At 66.5% G+C, this 14984-nt stretch carries 11 protein-coding genes and 1 pseudogene; 9 read left to right on the forward strand and 3 right to left on the reverse strand.

The window, feature by feature from the left end; translation table 11 throughout:
- Positions 1–14 precede the first annotated feature (14 nt).
- The 7 genes and pseudogenes from egtB to FBZ89_RS25255 all read left to right on the forward strand — a co-directional run bounded on the left by egtB (position 15) and on the right by FBZ89_RS25255 (position 6262).
- Positions 15–1325, forward strand: coding sequence for an ergothioneine biosynthesis protein EgtB (egtB, locus tag FBZ89_RS25225; protein ID WP_145753253.1), 1311 nt, complete (start codon positions 15–17; stop codon positions 1323–1325).
- A 146-nt stretch (positions 1326–1471) separates the two neighbouring features.
- Positions 1472–1855: a DUF427 domain-containing protein gene (locus FBZ89_RS25230; protein WP_145753255.1), complete on the forward strand. Its 384-nt coding sequence runs from the start codon at positions 1472–1474 to the stop codon at positions 1853–1855.
- A gap of 33 nt (positions 1856–1888) precedes the next feature.
- Entirely contained in the window at positions 1889–2851 is a 963-nt protein-coding gene (gene egtD / locus FBZ89_RS25235) for an L-histidine N(alpha)-methyltransferase (protein WP_145753257.1), read from the forward strand.
- Positions 2852–3087: 236 nt separating this feature from the next.
- Positions 3088–3675, forward strand: coding sequence for a glutathione S-transferase N-terminal domain-containing protein (locus tag FBZ89_RS25240; protein WP_145753259.1), 588 nt, complete (start codon positions 3088–3090; stop codon positions 3673–3675).
- A 27-nt stretch (positions 3676–3702) separates the two neighbouring features.
- Positions 3703–4104 carry a nuclear transport factor 2 family protein gene (locus FBZ89_RS25245; RefSeq protein ID WP_145753260.1) on the forward strand — a complete coding sequence of 134 codons (402 nt, stop codon included), beginning with the start codon at positions 3703–3705 and terminating at the stop codon, positions 4102–4104.
- A gap of 208 nt (positions 4105–4312) precedes the next feature.
- Positions 4313–5428 (forward strand): alkene reductase, encoded by a 1116-nt coding sequence (locus FBZ89_RS25250; protein WP_145753262.1) that lies wholly within the window; start codon positions 4313–4315, stop codon positions 5426–5428.
- Between the two features lie 86 nt (positions 5429–5514).
- Positions 5515–6262: pseudogene (locus FBZ89_RS25255) on the forward strand (SDR family NAD(P)-dependent oxidoreductase).
- A gap of 895 nt (positions 6263–7157) precedes the next feature.
- On the opposite strand, the gene FBZ89_RS25260 reads toward FBZ89_RS25255, so the two are convergent.
- Genes FBZ89_RS25260 through FBZ89_RS25270 form a run of 3 tightly spaced genes read right to left on the reverse strand, consistent with a single transcriptional unit; the run spans position 7158 to position 12209 of the window.
- Positions 7158–8585, reverse strand: coding sequence for an aldehyde dehydrogenase family protein (locus FBZ89_RS25260; protein WP_145753264.1), 1428 nt, complete (start codon positions 8583–8585; stop codon positions 7158–7160).
- A 57-nt stretch (positions 8586–8642) separates the two neighbouring features.
- On the reverse strand, positions 8643–9815 hold the full coding sequence (locus tag FBZ89_RS25265; RefSeq protein ID WP_145753266.1) for an MFS transporter: 1173 nt from the start codon (positions 9813–9815) through the stop codon (positions 8643–8645).
- 48 nt (positions 9816–9863) lie between these two features.
- Positions 9864–12209 (reverse strand): TonB-dependent receptor, encoded by a 2346-nt coding sequence (locus FBZ89_RS25270; protein WP_145753268.1) that lies wholly within the window; start codon positions 12207–12209, stop codon positions 9864–9866.
- Positions 12210–12866: 657 nt separating this feature from the next.
- Here FBZ89_RS25270 and FBZ89_RS25275 point away from each other — a divergent pair.
- Both FBZ89_RS25275 and FBZ89_RS25280 read left to right on the forward strand, forming a co-directional pair.
- A complete protein-coding gene (locus FBZ89_RS25275; RefSeq protein ID WP_145753270.1) occupies positions 12867–14303 on the forward strand; it encodes an amidase in 1437 nt (478 codons plus the stop codon).
- A 76-nt stretch (positions 14304–14379) separates the two neighbouring features.
- Complete coding sequence (locus tag FBZ89_RS25280; protein ID WP_246172567.1) at positions 14380–14979, forward strand: TetR/AcrR family transcriptional regulator; 600 nt, start codon at positions 14380–14382, stop codon at positions 14977–14979.
- Positions 14980–14984 lie beyond the last annotated feature (5 nt).

Raw genomic sequence — 14984 nt, forward strand, 5'->3', positions numbered from 1 at the left:
GTAGGAAAAGCTTGATGTACCCCCATTCCGTGGCGGCCGTTCCCGCCGCCGCCCCTTTCACCGACGACGACCGCGCCGCCCTGGTCCGCCAATACCAGGCCGTGCGGGATCGGACGGAGGCGCTGGCGGCGCCCTTGTCGGCGGAGGACCAGACGGTGCAGTCCATGCCGGACGCCAGCCCGACCAAATGGCACCGCGCCCATACAAGCTGGTTCTTCGAGACCTTCGTCCTTTCCCCGCACCTGCCGGGCTACACGCTTTTCGATCCCGCTTTCTCCTACGTCTTCAATTCTTATTATGAGGCGGCAGGGCCCCGCCATCCCCGGCCAGCGCGCGGCCTGCTGACCCGCCCGGGGGTGGGGGCGATCGCCGCCTACCGCGCCCATGTCGACCGCGCCATGACATCCCTTTTGTCAACCTGCGGCCAACAGGTGGCCGACCTGGTGGTGCTGGGCCTGAACCATGAGCAGCAACACCAGGAATTGTTGCTGACCGACATAAAGCACGCCTTCTCGCTATCCCCGCTGTTTCCCGTCTATGTGCCCCGGGCCGATCCAGCCACACAGGGATCCGCTGAACGGGAATTGGCGGCGCCGACCGGATGGTGGAAGATCATCGGTGGCATCCATCGCATCGGCCATCAGCCGCACCTCGACGGCGGCTTCCATTTCGACAACGAAGGGCCGGCGCACGATGCCCTGATCCCGGACTTCCTCCTGGCCGACCGCCCGGTGACCAACGGGGAATACCTGGCCTTCATGGCGGACGGGGGCTATCGCCGGCCGGAATTCTGGTTGTCCGACGGCTGGGCCGCTGTCCAGGCCCAGGGCTGGGAAGCGCCAGCTTATTGGCATCGGAGCGACGAGGGTTGGCAGGTCTACACCCTGCACGGATTGGAACCGGTGAACACCTTCGAGCCTGTCAGCCACATCAGCTTCTATGAGGCGGCGGCCTATGCCCTGTGGGTCGGCGCCCGACTGCCCACGGAGTTCGAATGGGAACGGGCGGCACGCCTGCAGGCTTCGGAGGCAGACCGCGCCTCCGATCCCAGGGATGACACCCACCCCCATCCACGACCGGTCAGCGCCGGCCTGCGGCAGGATATCTGGGAATGGACGGCCAGCCCTTACTCCCCCTATCCCGGCTATCGGCCGCCGACGGGCGCCCTAGGCGAATATAACGGCAAGTTCATGGTCAACCAGATGGTGCTGCGCGGCCGGTCCTGCGCCACGCCGGCGGGCCACGACCGCCTGTCCTACCGCAATTTCTTTCCCGCCCATGTCCGCTGGCAGTTCACCGGCCTGCGCCTGGCTCAGGACGCCTGAACACCGCCCCTGCATCCTTAAGCAAGGAAAAATCTCCGTCCGGGCACGCGCACCTTGAAAGTACTACGGACGTACATATTTGATGATTCCGCCGCGATGCGCTCCTGCATGTGCGCCGATCGATCCCTTATTGAGGAGTGCTGGAAATGCCCGAGAAAGTGATCAAGATTCCCAGCCCCGAGCACCCCATCACCGTAACCCCCACCAAGGGCCGCGTCACGGTGACCGTGGCCGGACGCGTCATCGCCGATAGCCGCGCCGCGCTGACCCTTAAGGAAGCGTCGTATCCGGCCGTCCAATACATCCCGCGCGCGGACGTGGATATGGCGGCCCTGACCCGCACCGACCACGCCACCTACTGCCCCTACAAGGGCGATTGCGCCTACTACAGCATTCCCGCCGGCGGCGATCGCGCCCTGAACGCCGTCTGGACCTATGAAGCCCCTTATCCGGCGGTAGCGCTCATCGCTGGCCATCTGGCCTTCTACCCGGACCGGGTGGACGCCATCACCGTGGACGACGCGGCCTGACGGCCGCGCCCCTCACGCCCATCGAGACCCGCCATGCCCGATGATCAGCGGATCGGCAATGCCACGCCCGCCACCGCCACCTTCCTACAGGACGTCCTTGCTGGCCTGGGCGCGACACCGAAATCCCTGAATCCCAAGTACTTCTATGACGCGGAAGGGTCGCGCCTGTTCGAGGAGATCTGCAACCTTCCCGAATATTACGTGACCCGGACGGAGACCGCCTTGCTGACCCGGGTGGTGAAGGAGATCGCCTCCTCCATTCCTGCTGGCGCCGCGCTGGTGGAGTTCGGCAGCGGCGCCAGCAGCAAAACGGGCCTGCTGCTGGATGCCGCCCCGCATATCGACCTGTATGTTCCCATCGACATCAGCGTCAGCGCACTGGAAGGCGCCGTTTCCAGCTTGGCCGCGACGCACCCCGCGCTGCGCGTGGTGCCGCTGGTGCAGGATTTCACCCAGGCGCTGAGCGTTGAGGCAACGGTGCCGGATCGGCCCTTGATGGGCTTCTTTCCCGGGTCCACCATCGGCAACCTGCTGCCGGAGGAGGCTGAGGCCTTCCTCCGGCGCGCCCGGCATCTGCTGGGCGCCGACGCCCGTTTCCTGATCGGCGCCGACCTGGTCAAACCGACGACGGAACTGCTGGCGGCGTATGACGACGCCCAAGGCGTCACCGCCACCTTCAACCTGAACGTCCTGCGGCGGATCAACCGTGAGCTGGGCGCGACCTTCGATCTGGACGGCTTCCGCCACCAAGCCCGCTGGAACGCCGGCCACAGCCGCATCGAGATGCACTTGGTGAGCCGGCGCCAACAGTTGGTCCGGATCGGCGACCGGCTGCTATCCTTCGATAAAGACGAAAGCATCCATACCGAGAATTCCCACAAATACACGCCGACGGCCTTCGCCGCCCTGGCCGAGGACGCCGGCTGGCGGGTGGCGCGCCATTGGATCAATCCCGCCCCCGCTTTCGGCCTCTTCCTGCTCACAACCGCGGAATAACTCGATACCATGCTCTTCAGGCATGGCACTGAACTCACAAGGTCTTTCCCACACCACCCGCGGCCGTCTATCTTGGCCCCTGCGGCGACGCGTTGGCCCTTCTAGGAAATGATCGGCCCGTTTTCGTCATGTTTCACCAATACCGACGACGGGCCGTGACCGCATCCTAAGCCCCCAGCCGGTCTTGCCGGCGGGTGGGCGCGGACCCGGCGCGCCCCTTCCAGGGAACGAGGCCCATGCCAGCGGATGCCGCCGCCCTTTATTGTAAGTCTGCGTCCCCGGATGCGAAACGGGTACGGATATTCCTGCATGAGAAGGAGATATCCGTGGAACTGGGGGATGCTCCCGGGGTGAACGCTCCGGCGAAGGCCGCCCGCCACGGGCAGACCCCCCCCGTCCTTTTCCTGGGTGACGGCACGGTCATCGACGATGTGCCGGCCATTTGGCGCTATCTGGAGGAAGCGTATCCTGAGCGCCCACTATTGGGCGCCACGCCCAAGGACAAGGCCCTCGTGGCCATGTGGGACCGCTGGGTGGAGACGGAGGGTTTGAACCCGGTCAAAGCAACAGCTGCGCGGCGTGATCAGCCCACCGCTCTGGACGCTCGCAACCGGCAACGCCTCACCCACTTCCTTGCCGATCTTGATAGTCGGCTTTCCGCCGCTGTCTACATGGCCGGCGACGCCTTCTCCGCAGCGGACATCACCGCCCTGATAACCATCGACGTCGCCACCCGCACCCTGGGCGTCCCCTTGCCCCGTGAGTTGGGCGCCGTGCGCCGCTGGTTCTATGGCTTGTCCACACGCGCCAGCGCCTGGACCTGAGCCCCCCTTGAAGAAAGTCTGGAGCCCATGAGCACCGCCATCGAGGAAAAGAACAAGGCCATCGTCTTGGACGCCTTCGACACCTTGTTCAATAAGCGCGACTATGGCAGAGCGGAGACCTTCTGGTCCCCCAGCTACATCCAGCACAGCGCCCATATCGAGCCGGGCCGTGACGGCCTGTTCAACCTGGTGAAAGCACTTCCCGACACGCTCCGCTACGAGAACGCGCTGATCTTCGCCGAAGGTGACTTCGTTATGCTGCACGGCCGTTTCAGCGGCAGCGGCGCCCCCGCCAACCTGATCGCCGCGGACATCCTGCGCCTGGAGAACGGCATCCTGGCGGAGCACTGGGACGTGCTTCAGGACGAGGTGACCAAGGCGCAGTCCAAGAGCGGCCTGCCTATGTTCGGTGATCGTTTCCCGGATTGACGCGGCGGGTCCCGGCGTCGCCTCGGCGGCGCGGGAGCCCGCAGCCCTCCCCATACCTATCAGGCATGCCGATCGACCCGCAAAGTCTTTCCTAACGCATCGCTCCGCCCCTAGGCTGCGGGGGTGACAGGCGCTTGGGCGCGGCGGTGACCCAGCCCCTTGCGAACCTGCGAAGCCCTTTCCCTTCCGCTGAAAGACCGGAGGCATCATGCCGACGTTGTTCACCCCCGCCCGCGTGGGCAGCACCGTCCTGTCCCATCGCGTGGTCATGGCGCCCCTGACCCGCATGCGGGCCGACATGCCAGGCAGCGTGCCAGGCGATCTGATGGCCCAATACTACGGGCAAAGGGCTGGCGTCGGCGGCCTGATCATCGCCGAAGCCACCTTCATCTCCCCGCTGGGCCGGGGTGGCTACGCCTCTCCTGGTATCCACACCGACGCGCAGGTGGCCGGATGGCGCAAGGTGACCTCGGCCGTCCACGCCAAGGGCGGGAAGATCTTCCTTCAACTCTGGCATGCGGGGCGGCAGAGTCACGTCGATCTGCTGCCGCCGAACGCCGTGCCCGTCGCGCCCTCCGCCATTACCGCCGACGTCCGGGCCCTGCTGGCGGATGGCCCCGCCATCGCATCGCCGGCGCGGGAACTGGCCCTGGCCGAGATTCCCGAGGTGATCGAGGAATACCGTCAAGCGGCGGTACGCGCCAAATCCGCAGGCTTCGACGGGGTGGAGGTCCACGCGGCCAACGGCTACCTGATCGACCAGTTCCTGCAGGACAACGCCAACCACCGCCTGGACGCCTATGGCGGTCCGATCGAGAATCGCGCCCGCTTCCTGCTGCAGGTGGTGGAGGCCGTCGTGGGCGTTTGGGGGGCGGATCGGGTAGGCGTACGCGTCGGCCCCAGCAACCGCTTCGGCGACATGGGCGACAGCGGCCCGGACGCCACGTTCGGTTATATCGCCACAGCGTTAAGCCAGTACGGTCTCGCCTATCTGCATGTGATCGAGCCCCGCGTGAAGGGCAGCATCGATGAGGCCGGACGGGTGGCGGTGGCCGCCGCCACCCTGAAGCCTCTGTTCGGAGGGCCGGTCATCGCCGCCGGCGGCTTCGATAAAGCGGAGGCGGAAGCCATCATCGCCAGCGGCGGGGCCGACATGGTGGCCTTCGGCCGGCAGTTCGTCGCCAACCCTGACCTGCCGGATCGGCTGCGGCTGGACCTGCCGCTCGCCCCCTATGACCGCACCACCTTCTACTACGGTAACGCCAAAGGCTACACCGACTATCCGGCGCTGGAAGCCCCGGCCCGGTCCGCCGCCGCGGGCTGACACTACACCCTTCCCATGAGCCTGTGCATGCCGCTCCCCCACCATGGGGGCGGACCGCCCACGCGCCTCTCCCCAGGAGTACCGGCATGTCCCCCTTGTTCGGCAAGACCGCCCTTGTCACCGGCGCGTCCCGTGGGATCGGCCGGGCCAGCGCCCTGGCCCTGGCCCGATCGGGGGCGCAGGTCCTTGTGCATTACGGCACCGCTCTCGATCAGGCGCATGCGGTGGTGGCCCAAATCCGTGGGGCTGGAGGCCGGGCGAGCGCGGTGTCTTGTGATCTTTCCACCGCAGATGGCCCACACCGGCTGGCGGAAGAGGTTCGCCGGATCATCGGCTACCGGCTTGACATCCTGGTCGCAAATGCGGGCATTTCCAGGCCTGTGACGGTGGAGGAGACCACCGTCACAGACTTTGACGCGCTGTTCGCGCTGAACGTGCGCGCGCCTTTCTTCCTGGTGCAGCAATTGCTCCCCATCATGGGGAGCCGGCGGCTGTATCACGCTGCTTTCCTCCTTGGTCGCACAATCGGCTGGCGGCACCCTGGCTGCCTACGCCGCCACCAAGGGCGCCGTGGACAGCCTGACCCGGCAATTCGCCGCCAGCCTGGGCCCGCGCCATATCCGGGTCAACGCCGTGGCACCCGGCGTGGTCGACACGGCACTTTCCAGCTTCACCAGGACAGAGGCTGGACGTGCCCATGCGCTGGGCATCCAGGCCCTGAAACGCTTGGCCCAACCGGATGACATCGGCGGCGTGGTCGCTTTCCTGGCATCACCCAACGGCCGCTGGATCAACGGACAGATCGTGCATGTCGACGGCGGGTCGAAACTGTAGGGAATGGCCTCCACGTTCGACGGCGGCGCTTGACACCTATCGTGTCCATTATCCCATTCATGGACACTTCCCATCCTCACAAGCCAGACCTCCTTTCGGCTTGGGCGAACAACATCACGGATGGAAGGCGGCCCTCGGCGGAGGGGTACAGACGGCCTGCGGGTCGATCTGCACGGCGATCTGGCGGGCATCCTCGCCGTCGCCGCGAGCGGCACAGCCAAGCCCGGAACAGCGAACAGCCCGCGCTCTTGCGAGGCGGGCTGTTCGGATGACCTGATCGAGCAAGTTAAGATGGTTGCGGGGGCCCGCAACCAACGATACTTGCAGCTCACGGAAACCTGCATTCCAAAAGCTTTCAATCTCTCCGGCACTTCGATGACGGGGAGCAGGTCGTGCCCCTCGCGTTCTCTAATCTGGACTGTCAATGCCCATGTGTGGTGATCGGCACCTGGGGAGACATCGCCGCCAGGCTCACGGTTCTCTTCGTGGTCGCTGAGCGCCACACCATGTGTGAACCGGCGCCGAAAGGGAGCCCTGAGCTTGCTCGCGCTCAACAGCCTGAAAGATCAGCAGAAATTGTATCGAGGGCAGGGTCCCGATCGGCTCCGGTCAGGCCCCTGCTCTTTTGTCACTTTCTTCAGCTGTTTCAGTATATTACCTCGCTTTTCCCCAGAGGCCCACTTCGATGCCGATTCACAGCCCTGGTCTTCAGTAGCGTTCCAACCAGCTTGCCTAATTCCGGGCTGGCGGACAGCTCGATTCATGAACCCGCCGACCCGCTTGCCGAACAGGATCCCGAAGGTCTTGAGCAGGCCGCAGACCTGATTGTCGATGTCACCCCGCATGCCGACCAGCAATCCACGCGAGGTCAGAAGGTTATCGCAAGCGCCACTGGTCAACGTCCAACGACACCTTTCAGCTCAAGGAACTCACCCAGTCCGAACTCGGCATACTCCCGGCCATTGCCGGACTGTTTGTAGCCACCGAACGGCACAGCGGGGCTCCAGGCCGGATCGTTGATATAGATGGTGCCGGCGCGCAGTTGCCGGGCCACCGCCTGGGCATAGCGGGCATCGCCCGATTGGACGTAGGCTGCCAAGCCGTAGACGGTGTCGTTGGCCAGGGCCACCGCCTCCTCCACCGTGCGGTAGGTCAGGATGGACAGGACGGGGCCGAAGATCTCTTCCCGCGCCACCGTCATCGACGGGGTGACGCGGCCGAAAACCGTGGGCCGGACATAATAGCCGCGCGTCAGCCCCGCCGGCCGGCCGGGACCACCCGCGATCAGTTCCGCCCCCTCGGCGATGCCCACCTCGATAAGCTGCTGCACCTTGGCGAACTGGTTGGCGTTGGACACCGGTCCCATCGTCGTGGCGCCGTCCAGGGGATCGCCGGCCACGACGGCTTCGGTCACCTCGCGCGCGATCGCCGCGACCTCCGCGTACCGGTCCTCGGGCACCAGCATGCGCGTCGGAGCGTTGCACGACTGGCCGGTATTGTTGAAGCAACGCAGCACCCCCTGCCGCACGGCCCGGGGGATATCGGCGTCCGGCAGGATGATGTTCGCCGACTTGCCGCCCAGTTCCTGGCTGACCCGCTTGACCGTGTCGGCCGCCAGCTTCGCCACCTGCACGCCCGCGCGGGTCGAGCCGGTGAAGGACACCACGTCGATGTCGGGATGGGCAACGATGGCCTGCCCCACGCCGGCACCATCGCCGTGCACCATATTGAAGACGCCGGCGGGCACCCCTGCGGCGTGCATCACCTCCGCGAACAGGTTGGCGCTGAGCGGCGCCAGTTCACTGGGCTTCAGCACCATGGTGCAGCCGGCCGCCAGCGCCGGCGCCACCTTGCAGACGATCTGGTTCATGGGCCAGTTCCACGGGGTAATCAGCCCGGCGACGCCAACGGGCTCCCGCCACAGGCGCAAGGGGCCCCGATCCTCGTCGAACACGAAATCCCGCAGCGTCTCCAGCATCTGCGCCAGATGGGCGGCGCCGATGCCGGCCTGGGCCTGGCGGGCGAAGCCCAATGGCGCCCCCATCTCCTGCCGGATGGCGTCGCCGATGTCCGCCATGCGGGCGCCATAGGCCTCCAGGATTGCGGCCAGCAGGTCCAGGCGCTGCTGGCGGCTGGTCTGGGAGTAAGCGGCAAAGGCGCGCCGAGCCGCCGCCACGGCCGCGTCCACCTCGGCCGGGCCGGCCAGAGCCACCTGGGCGCAAGGCGCCTCGGTCGCCGGGTTGATGACATCCAGCAGGCGCCCCCCTTCAGGCATGCGCCATTGGCCGTCGATATAGCAGGAGAGAAGTGGAAGCGAAGACATGGGGTCCGATCCAAGCAGTGAGGCCGAAGAAAGTGGGAAGCCGGGCTGTGCGGGGTTCTAGAAGCGGCGGCGCGCGGCGATGAAGGCGGCGGCCGACAGCGCCAGCAGCACCGCCCCCTGCGCCGCCACGGCGACATAGGTCCCGGCATAGTCCAGCGCGTAGCCAGCCAGCAGCGGGCCCAGGGCGGCCCCGCCGCCGATGATCATGTTGGACAGGATCACCAACCCGCCGCCGTCATCGGCATCGGCCAGCGCCGCCAACAGCATGGGCACCAGGAAGGACCAGCAGACCTGCAGCAGCACCACCGCGGCGATGAAGCCGCCCCGCCCCGTTGGGAACGCCAACGCCACCAGGCAGGCCAGCAAGAGGCCGAAGACGCCCACCGTGTAGGCATCCCGGCGACGGGCATGCCCGGACAGGGTGGCCAGGACGGACCCGAGGATGGCGGTGAACATGGCGACCGCCGTCAAGGTGCCCACCCCCTCCTCCGTCAGGCCAAGGGCCAGACCCGGCACACCGACGAAGGCCCAGGCGCCGCTGATGGCCAGGTAGTAGCAAAAGATCGCGAGAAAATTCAGGCGGGCGGCTGTCGAGCCACTACCATGCTGGCCACCACCGCCATGCTGAACACCCGACGCATCCGGCCAGCCGGCGGGCAAGCCGGTCACCATCGTCAAGGCCAGCAGCGCCGCCACGGCCAGCAGCGCGTAGAGCCCGGCGAGGCCGACATGCTCGAACAGCCGCGGCAGGTAGAGCAGGCCCAGGGCCGCCGACACCGTCTGCCCCCCCGTCCAGCAGGCGAACGCCCGATGGGGATCGGCGGAACGCCCCGCCGCCAGCAGGCAGACGACCGACAGCGCGCCACCACCGGCACCGCCGATAAAGCGCAACGGGATGAGCCATGTGGCATCACCCCCCGCCCGGGCGACGACGCCGGACCCCACCGCGGCGCCAACGAACACCAGGCTGGCCACCACGGTCAGCGGCCGCCAGGAAAAACGGCGCAGCAGGAAGGCCGCCGGGAAGGAAACCAGGGCGGCCCCGCCCAACTCCACCGACATGAGCAAGCCGATGTCGCCGGGGGACCAGTGCCATTCAAGGGCCAGTTGGCCGGCGATGACAGGCGATACCAGGAAGACGAAGGGCCCGATCAGGCCAAAGGCGGTGATGGCCACCAATGAGAGGATCGGCGGGACCGGTTGGTCCGTGGACGTGGTGACGGAAGCCATGAGTCCCTCCCCAGGGGTAAGCGGCGGCGCGTGGCGGGCCATCGCGCCTTACCAGGTCTTCGTCAAATTGAGGCCATAGCTGAGTGGCCGGCCGTACACCGAGTAATAGCTTCCCAGGCCGTCATTGCTGCGGTCGGTGAAGTAATGCCGGTTCAGCAGGTTCTTGCCCCACAGCGACACGCTCCACCCATCATGGTCGGACGCCAGCGTCAGCCGCCCGTTCAGCAGACCGTACCCGCCGATGTTGCGCAAGGAGCTGTCGACCAAGGTGCCGCCGATGACCTGCGCGCTGCGCACGTCGAAATCGAGCTGCGCCGTGCCTACCAAGTCCGCCGTGACCGCATGGTCGTAGCGGACGCTGAAGGAACCGGTCCATCGCGGCGAGTAGTCGATGCGGCGTCCCTGCCAGGGCAGCACGCGGTTGTCGAAGGAATAGAGGACGTCGTTGCTCTGCGTCACCTCGGCATCGACATAGGCGCCCGAGGCCTGCAACGTCAGGCCCGGCAGGGGCTTCAGCGTCGTTTCCAGTTCGACGCCGTCGTGCGTGGCCTTGCCGACATTGGTCAGGCGGAAGATGAACTGGCCGGGCGTCAGCACGCTGGGCAGCGTGGTCAGCGCCTGCAGATTGTCATGGTCATAGTGGAAGCCGGCCAGATTGACCTGCAGCCGGTGGTCCAGCCAGGTGCTCTTCACCCCCGTCTCGTAGGCCCAGACGATTTCCTCCTTGTAGGGGGTCACGTCGCCCGGTTCCTGGGGGAAGCCGCCGAAGACGCCGCCCGATTTGTAGCCCCGCGCCGCCGAGGCGTAGAGCAGGACGGTATCGGTCAGGTGGTAGTCGGCTGACACCTTACCCGACACATGGTCATGCAGGCGGTAGGTGGAATTCAGGTTGTCCAGCAGGGTGATGCCGGCCAGGGGGAAGAAGTCCTTGCCGTTGCGGAAGTCCGTCTCCTCCGTCGCGTAGCGCAGCGAGGCCGATAGGTTCAAGCGGTCGGTCAAGGCGTAGTCGGCCTGACCATAGACCGAGGTGTGGCGGGTCTGCTGCCGGTACTGCACCGCCAGCACGCCATCCTGCTGCGGCACGCCCAAGGGCGTGAAGGAGGCGGAGACGACGGCCACGTTGTCGCGCATGTCGAACGTCCGGTACTCCTGGAAGCCGGTCTGGGCGTAGACGGCACCGGCCAGCCACTTGAACCGACTGTCGCCGGTGGAGGTCAGGCGCAGTTCCTGGGACAGGTTGCGGATGGTGGCCTGTTCCGCCTGGTCACCCAGCCGCAGGTTGGTGGCGTCGTAGTCGTAGACCTGGCCGTAGTGGAAATAGTCCGCCGCGCTGATTGACGTGAGGCGGGCGGCGTCGAGGTCATAGTCCAGCGTCAGCGTGGCGCCCCACTCATGATTGTCCAGCCGGTTGATGGGGCTGGAGATGACGGCGCGGCCGTCGTTGGACTGGCTGGCGGATGACAGGGCGCCGGTGGTGCCGGTGATCAGGTTGTTGAACTGGGCGAAGTTGAGGCAGGAGGCATTGCCGTTGCCCCCACCGGCCACGGCGCCGCAGAAGGCGCCGGTGGCGTCATAGGCGGCGTTGCTGGTGGCCAGCGTGGTCTGCGACTGGTCCCGGCTGCCGAACAGCTTCAGCTGGGCCGTGAACCGCTCTGACGGCTGCAACAGGGCCTGAAGGCGGGCCGAGGTCCGGTCGGGTGCGCCCCACCGGGTATTGCCGGCCAGGGTCTTCTGCCAGCCGTCGCCGCCCTCCTGCACCGCCGCCACGCGCAGCGCCAGGGTATCGGTGACGGGGAAGGATTGCGCCCCCTCCACCCGGTATTCGTTCCACTTGCCGTAATCGACGGAGGCATAGCCGTCCGTGGCGCCCAGCTTGGCCGGCTTGGATAACACCTGGACGGCGCCGCCGGTGGTGTTGCGGCCATACAGCCCGCCCTGCGGGCCCTTGAGCACCTCCACCCGCTCCAGGTCATAGAGCGCACCGCCGCCCATCACGGCGGAGCTTTGGTAGACGTCGTCGATGTAGATGGCGGTGGCGGGATTGTTGTTGGCGTTGAAGTCGAACAGCGCCACGCCGCGGATGACCCAGGTGGGGGCGCCGCCGCCCTTGTCGTTGTGAATCTGGACGTTGGGAATCATTCCGCCGATCTGGTCGATGGACGTGACACCCCGGCTTTTCAGGTCGTCGCCGGCGAAGGCGCTGACCGATACCGGAACGTCCTGCAGACTTTGGGCGCGCCGTTGCGCCGTCACCACGATGTCTTGAAGCACGTCATCAGAGGCGCCAGCCGCAGGCACGGTGGCTGGTTCGGCGGCGCGCGATGGCGCAGAGGCCCCCAACACCAGGGAGCAAGACAGGCCAAGGGCCGCATAGGCATACCGTTTCTGCTTCATTTCCGTCTCCCGCATCTTCCCGTTCATTTGATCGCGGCATGCCTTTGCGGCAGCCATTGTCCGGCAAGCCATCCCCGTCCGGGGCCGCTGTCGCGCCCCGCCAAAAGGACCTGCGCCCCGAAGGACGGCGGCCTGCATCGGAAATCACCGGACGGTCGTCCCGTGCCGGTTCATCAAATTCACCACCGGCCACCCACGGCCAGTTACCCTGTTCGCGTCAATGTTTGATCAATTGACCAATTTATGCCCCAAGTGCGACGCATTTCGGAAAGGTTGTCAAGGATAAAGATTTGGGGTTTGGCCAATCACAGATGACGACAGTTCGCAGGCCGTTTCAAAGTAACATATTGTTATATATATGTATTTTAATCGTTATCTCCGTATGCATGCATTCCCCCATTCGGAAAAAGCGCGACAAAAAAACCGACGAAATAGGCTGAACTCATGGGCAGGACCGCCCCAAAAATAAATTGATCATATGACCAAATATGATTGACAGTACCATTTGCGGCCTGTACCCAAGAAAGCATGACAAACGTCGATCCGGCCCCCGACGCACCGTAAAGCGTCCCGGAACCGGTCCGCGGCCTGGCAACGACCCGCCGCACGACGCCGACGCCTTCTTAAAAAAATGTCTTTCAGGAACAGGGACAGGACATGGGCAGCACCGCGCTTTGGCAATGGGATGCCACGGATCTGGCATCCGCAATCCGGGAACGACGGGTTTCAGCCTGGGAGGCGACGACCGCCAGCCTGGACCGCATCCTCGCCGTCAATCCGGCGGTGAATGCCCTGACCGAAATAAGCCGCGACGCGGCCCTGGCCGCCGCCGACCAGGCCGACGCCCGCACGGCCAGCGGCGTGCCCCTGCCCCCGCTGCACGGCGTGCCCGTGACGACCAAGATCAATGTCGACCAGGCCGGCAGCGCCACCACCAACGGCGTCGCCGCCTTCACCAGCCTAGTGGCGGTGGAGGACAGCCCGCAGGTGGCGAACTGGCGCAAGGCCGGGGCCATCCTGCTGGGCCGTAGCAACGCCCCCGCCTTCTCCTGCCGCTGGTTCACCGACAACGAGCCGCACGGCCTGACCCTGAATCCCTGGAACCCTGCCCTGAACGTCGGCGGGTCCAGCGGCGGGGCGGCCGCGGCGGTCGCCACCGGCATGGTGCCCCTGGCCCATGGCAACGATCTGGCGGGGTCCGCCCGCCTGCCGGCCAGCGCCTGCGGCGTCTACGGCCTGCGCCCCACCACCGGCCGGGCCCCCGCCTACAACCCCACAGGCAAGGCCGAGCGGTCGCTGTGTTTGCAGACGGGGGCCACCCAGGGCGTTTTGGCGCGCTCGGTCCGCGATATCCGCCTGGGGCTGGAGACCATGGTGGGACGCGATCCGCGCGACCCGGCCTGGGTGCCGGCGCCCCTGGATTTTCCCGATGACACGGCCCGGCACCGGGTCGCCCTGTTCACCGGCACCGCGGACCACGCGGCCGACGCCCCCGTCCTGGCCGCCCTGCGCCGCGCCGCTGACGCGCTGGCCGACGCCGGCTATGAGGTGGTGGAGGCAGCCCCGCCCCGCTTTGACGAGGCGGCGGAGCTGTGGATGACCCTGCTGTCCAACGACTGCCGCAGCCCCAGCGCGCGGGCCGCCTTCGCCCTGGGCGGCGAGGTGTTCCTGCGCTCCCTGGACCTGACGGCGGCCTGCGTCCCCGCCCTGACGGCGGAGGAGACGCTGGCGGGCCTGGGCAGCCGCACGACGTTCCAGCGCGCCTGGCAGATGTTCTTCGAGGACTTCCCGCTGCTGCTGATGCCCACCGCTTGGTCGGTGCCCTTCCCCGTCGGCTATGATGTACGCGGCGTGGAGGAGGCCCGGCGGCTGCTGACGGCACACAGCCCCTGTACCGCGACGGCCTTCCTGGGCGTACCCGCCCTGTCGGTGCCGGTGCACCGGGGAACGGACGGCCCGTTGGGCGTCCAGTTGGTGGCCGGCCGGTTCCGCGACGGCCTGGTGCTGGCCGCCGCCGCCGCGCTGGAGGAAAGGCTGGGTGCCGTCACCCCCATCGATCCGCGGCCGCCGTCGGCCTCCGTTGACCCCCGCTAACACCCCGATCAGCATGCCGTCCCCGCCAACCGCCCGCCCCAAGGGCCGGCAGCCCGCGAGACCAGAGGAAACGCCTGTGTCCAAGCCCCCGAAGTCCAAGAGCGAGGAAAAGCGGGAGGCCATCATGGCCGCCGCCGTCACCGTCATCGCCCGCGAAGGTGTGCACGGGACCACGACGCGCAAGATCGCGGGCGAGGCCAGCGTGAACCTGGGCACCCTCCACTATTATTTCGACGGCAAGGACGCCGTGCTGATGAACGTGCTGACCCACTTGGTGGCCCAGTCGCGCGCCAGCCTGTCCGCCTATTTCTCCGAACCCGAACGGCTGCACGACCGCATTGATCACCTGCTGACCTTCATCCGGGGCGAGGTGGAACGCAGCCCCGATGAGCAACTGGCCCTGTTCAACCTGACCCTCTACGCGCTGAGCACGCCGGGGTCCGAATGGCTGGCCAAGCGCAAGTACGAGGAATATCTGGACCTGTACCGGTCCGTCCTGGCCGACGCCAGCGATGTCCGTGGTGGCAGCATCAAGCCGGACATCGACGGCCTGGCCAATTTCATCTTCACCGGCTTCGTCGGCATTCTTCTGCAATGGCTGGCGACCGCCAACAGCTTCCGCTCACGCCAAGCGGTGCAGTCCCTGATCATCGCCGCGCAGCGCACCTACCTCTAAGAACC

Origin of the sequence: Nitrospirillum amazonense, assembly GCF_007828045.1 — a bacterium.
In the GTDB taxonomy this organism is placed as follows: domain Bacteria; phylum Pseudomonadota; class Alphaproteobacteria; order Azospirillales; family Azospirillaceae; genus Nitrospirillum; species Nitrospirillum amazonense_C.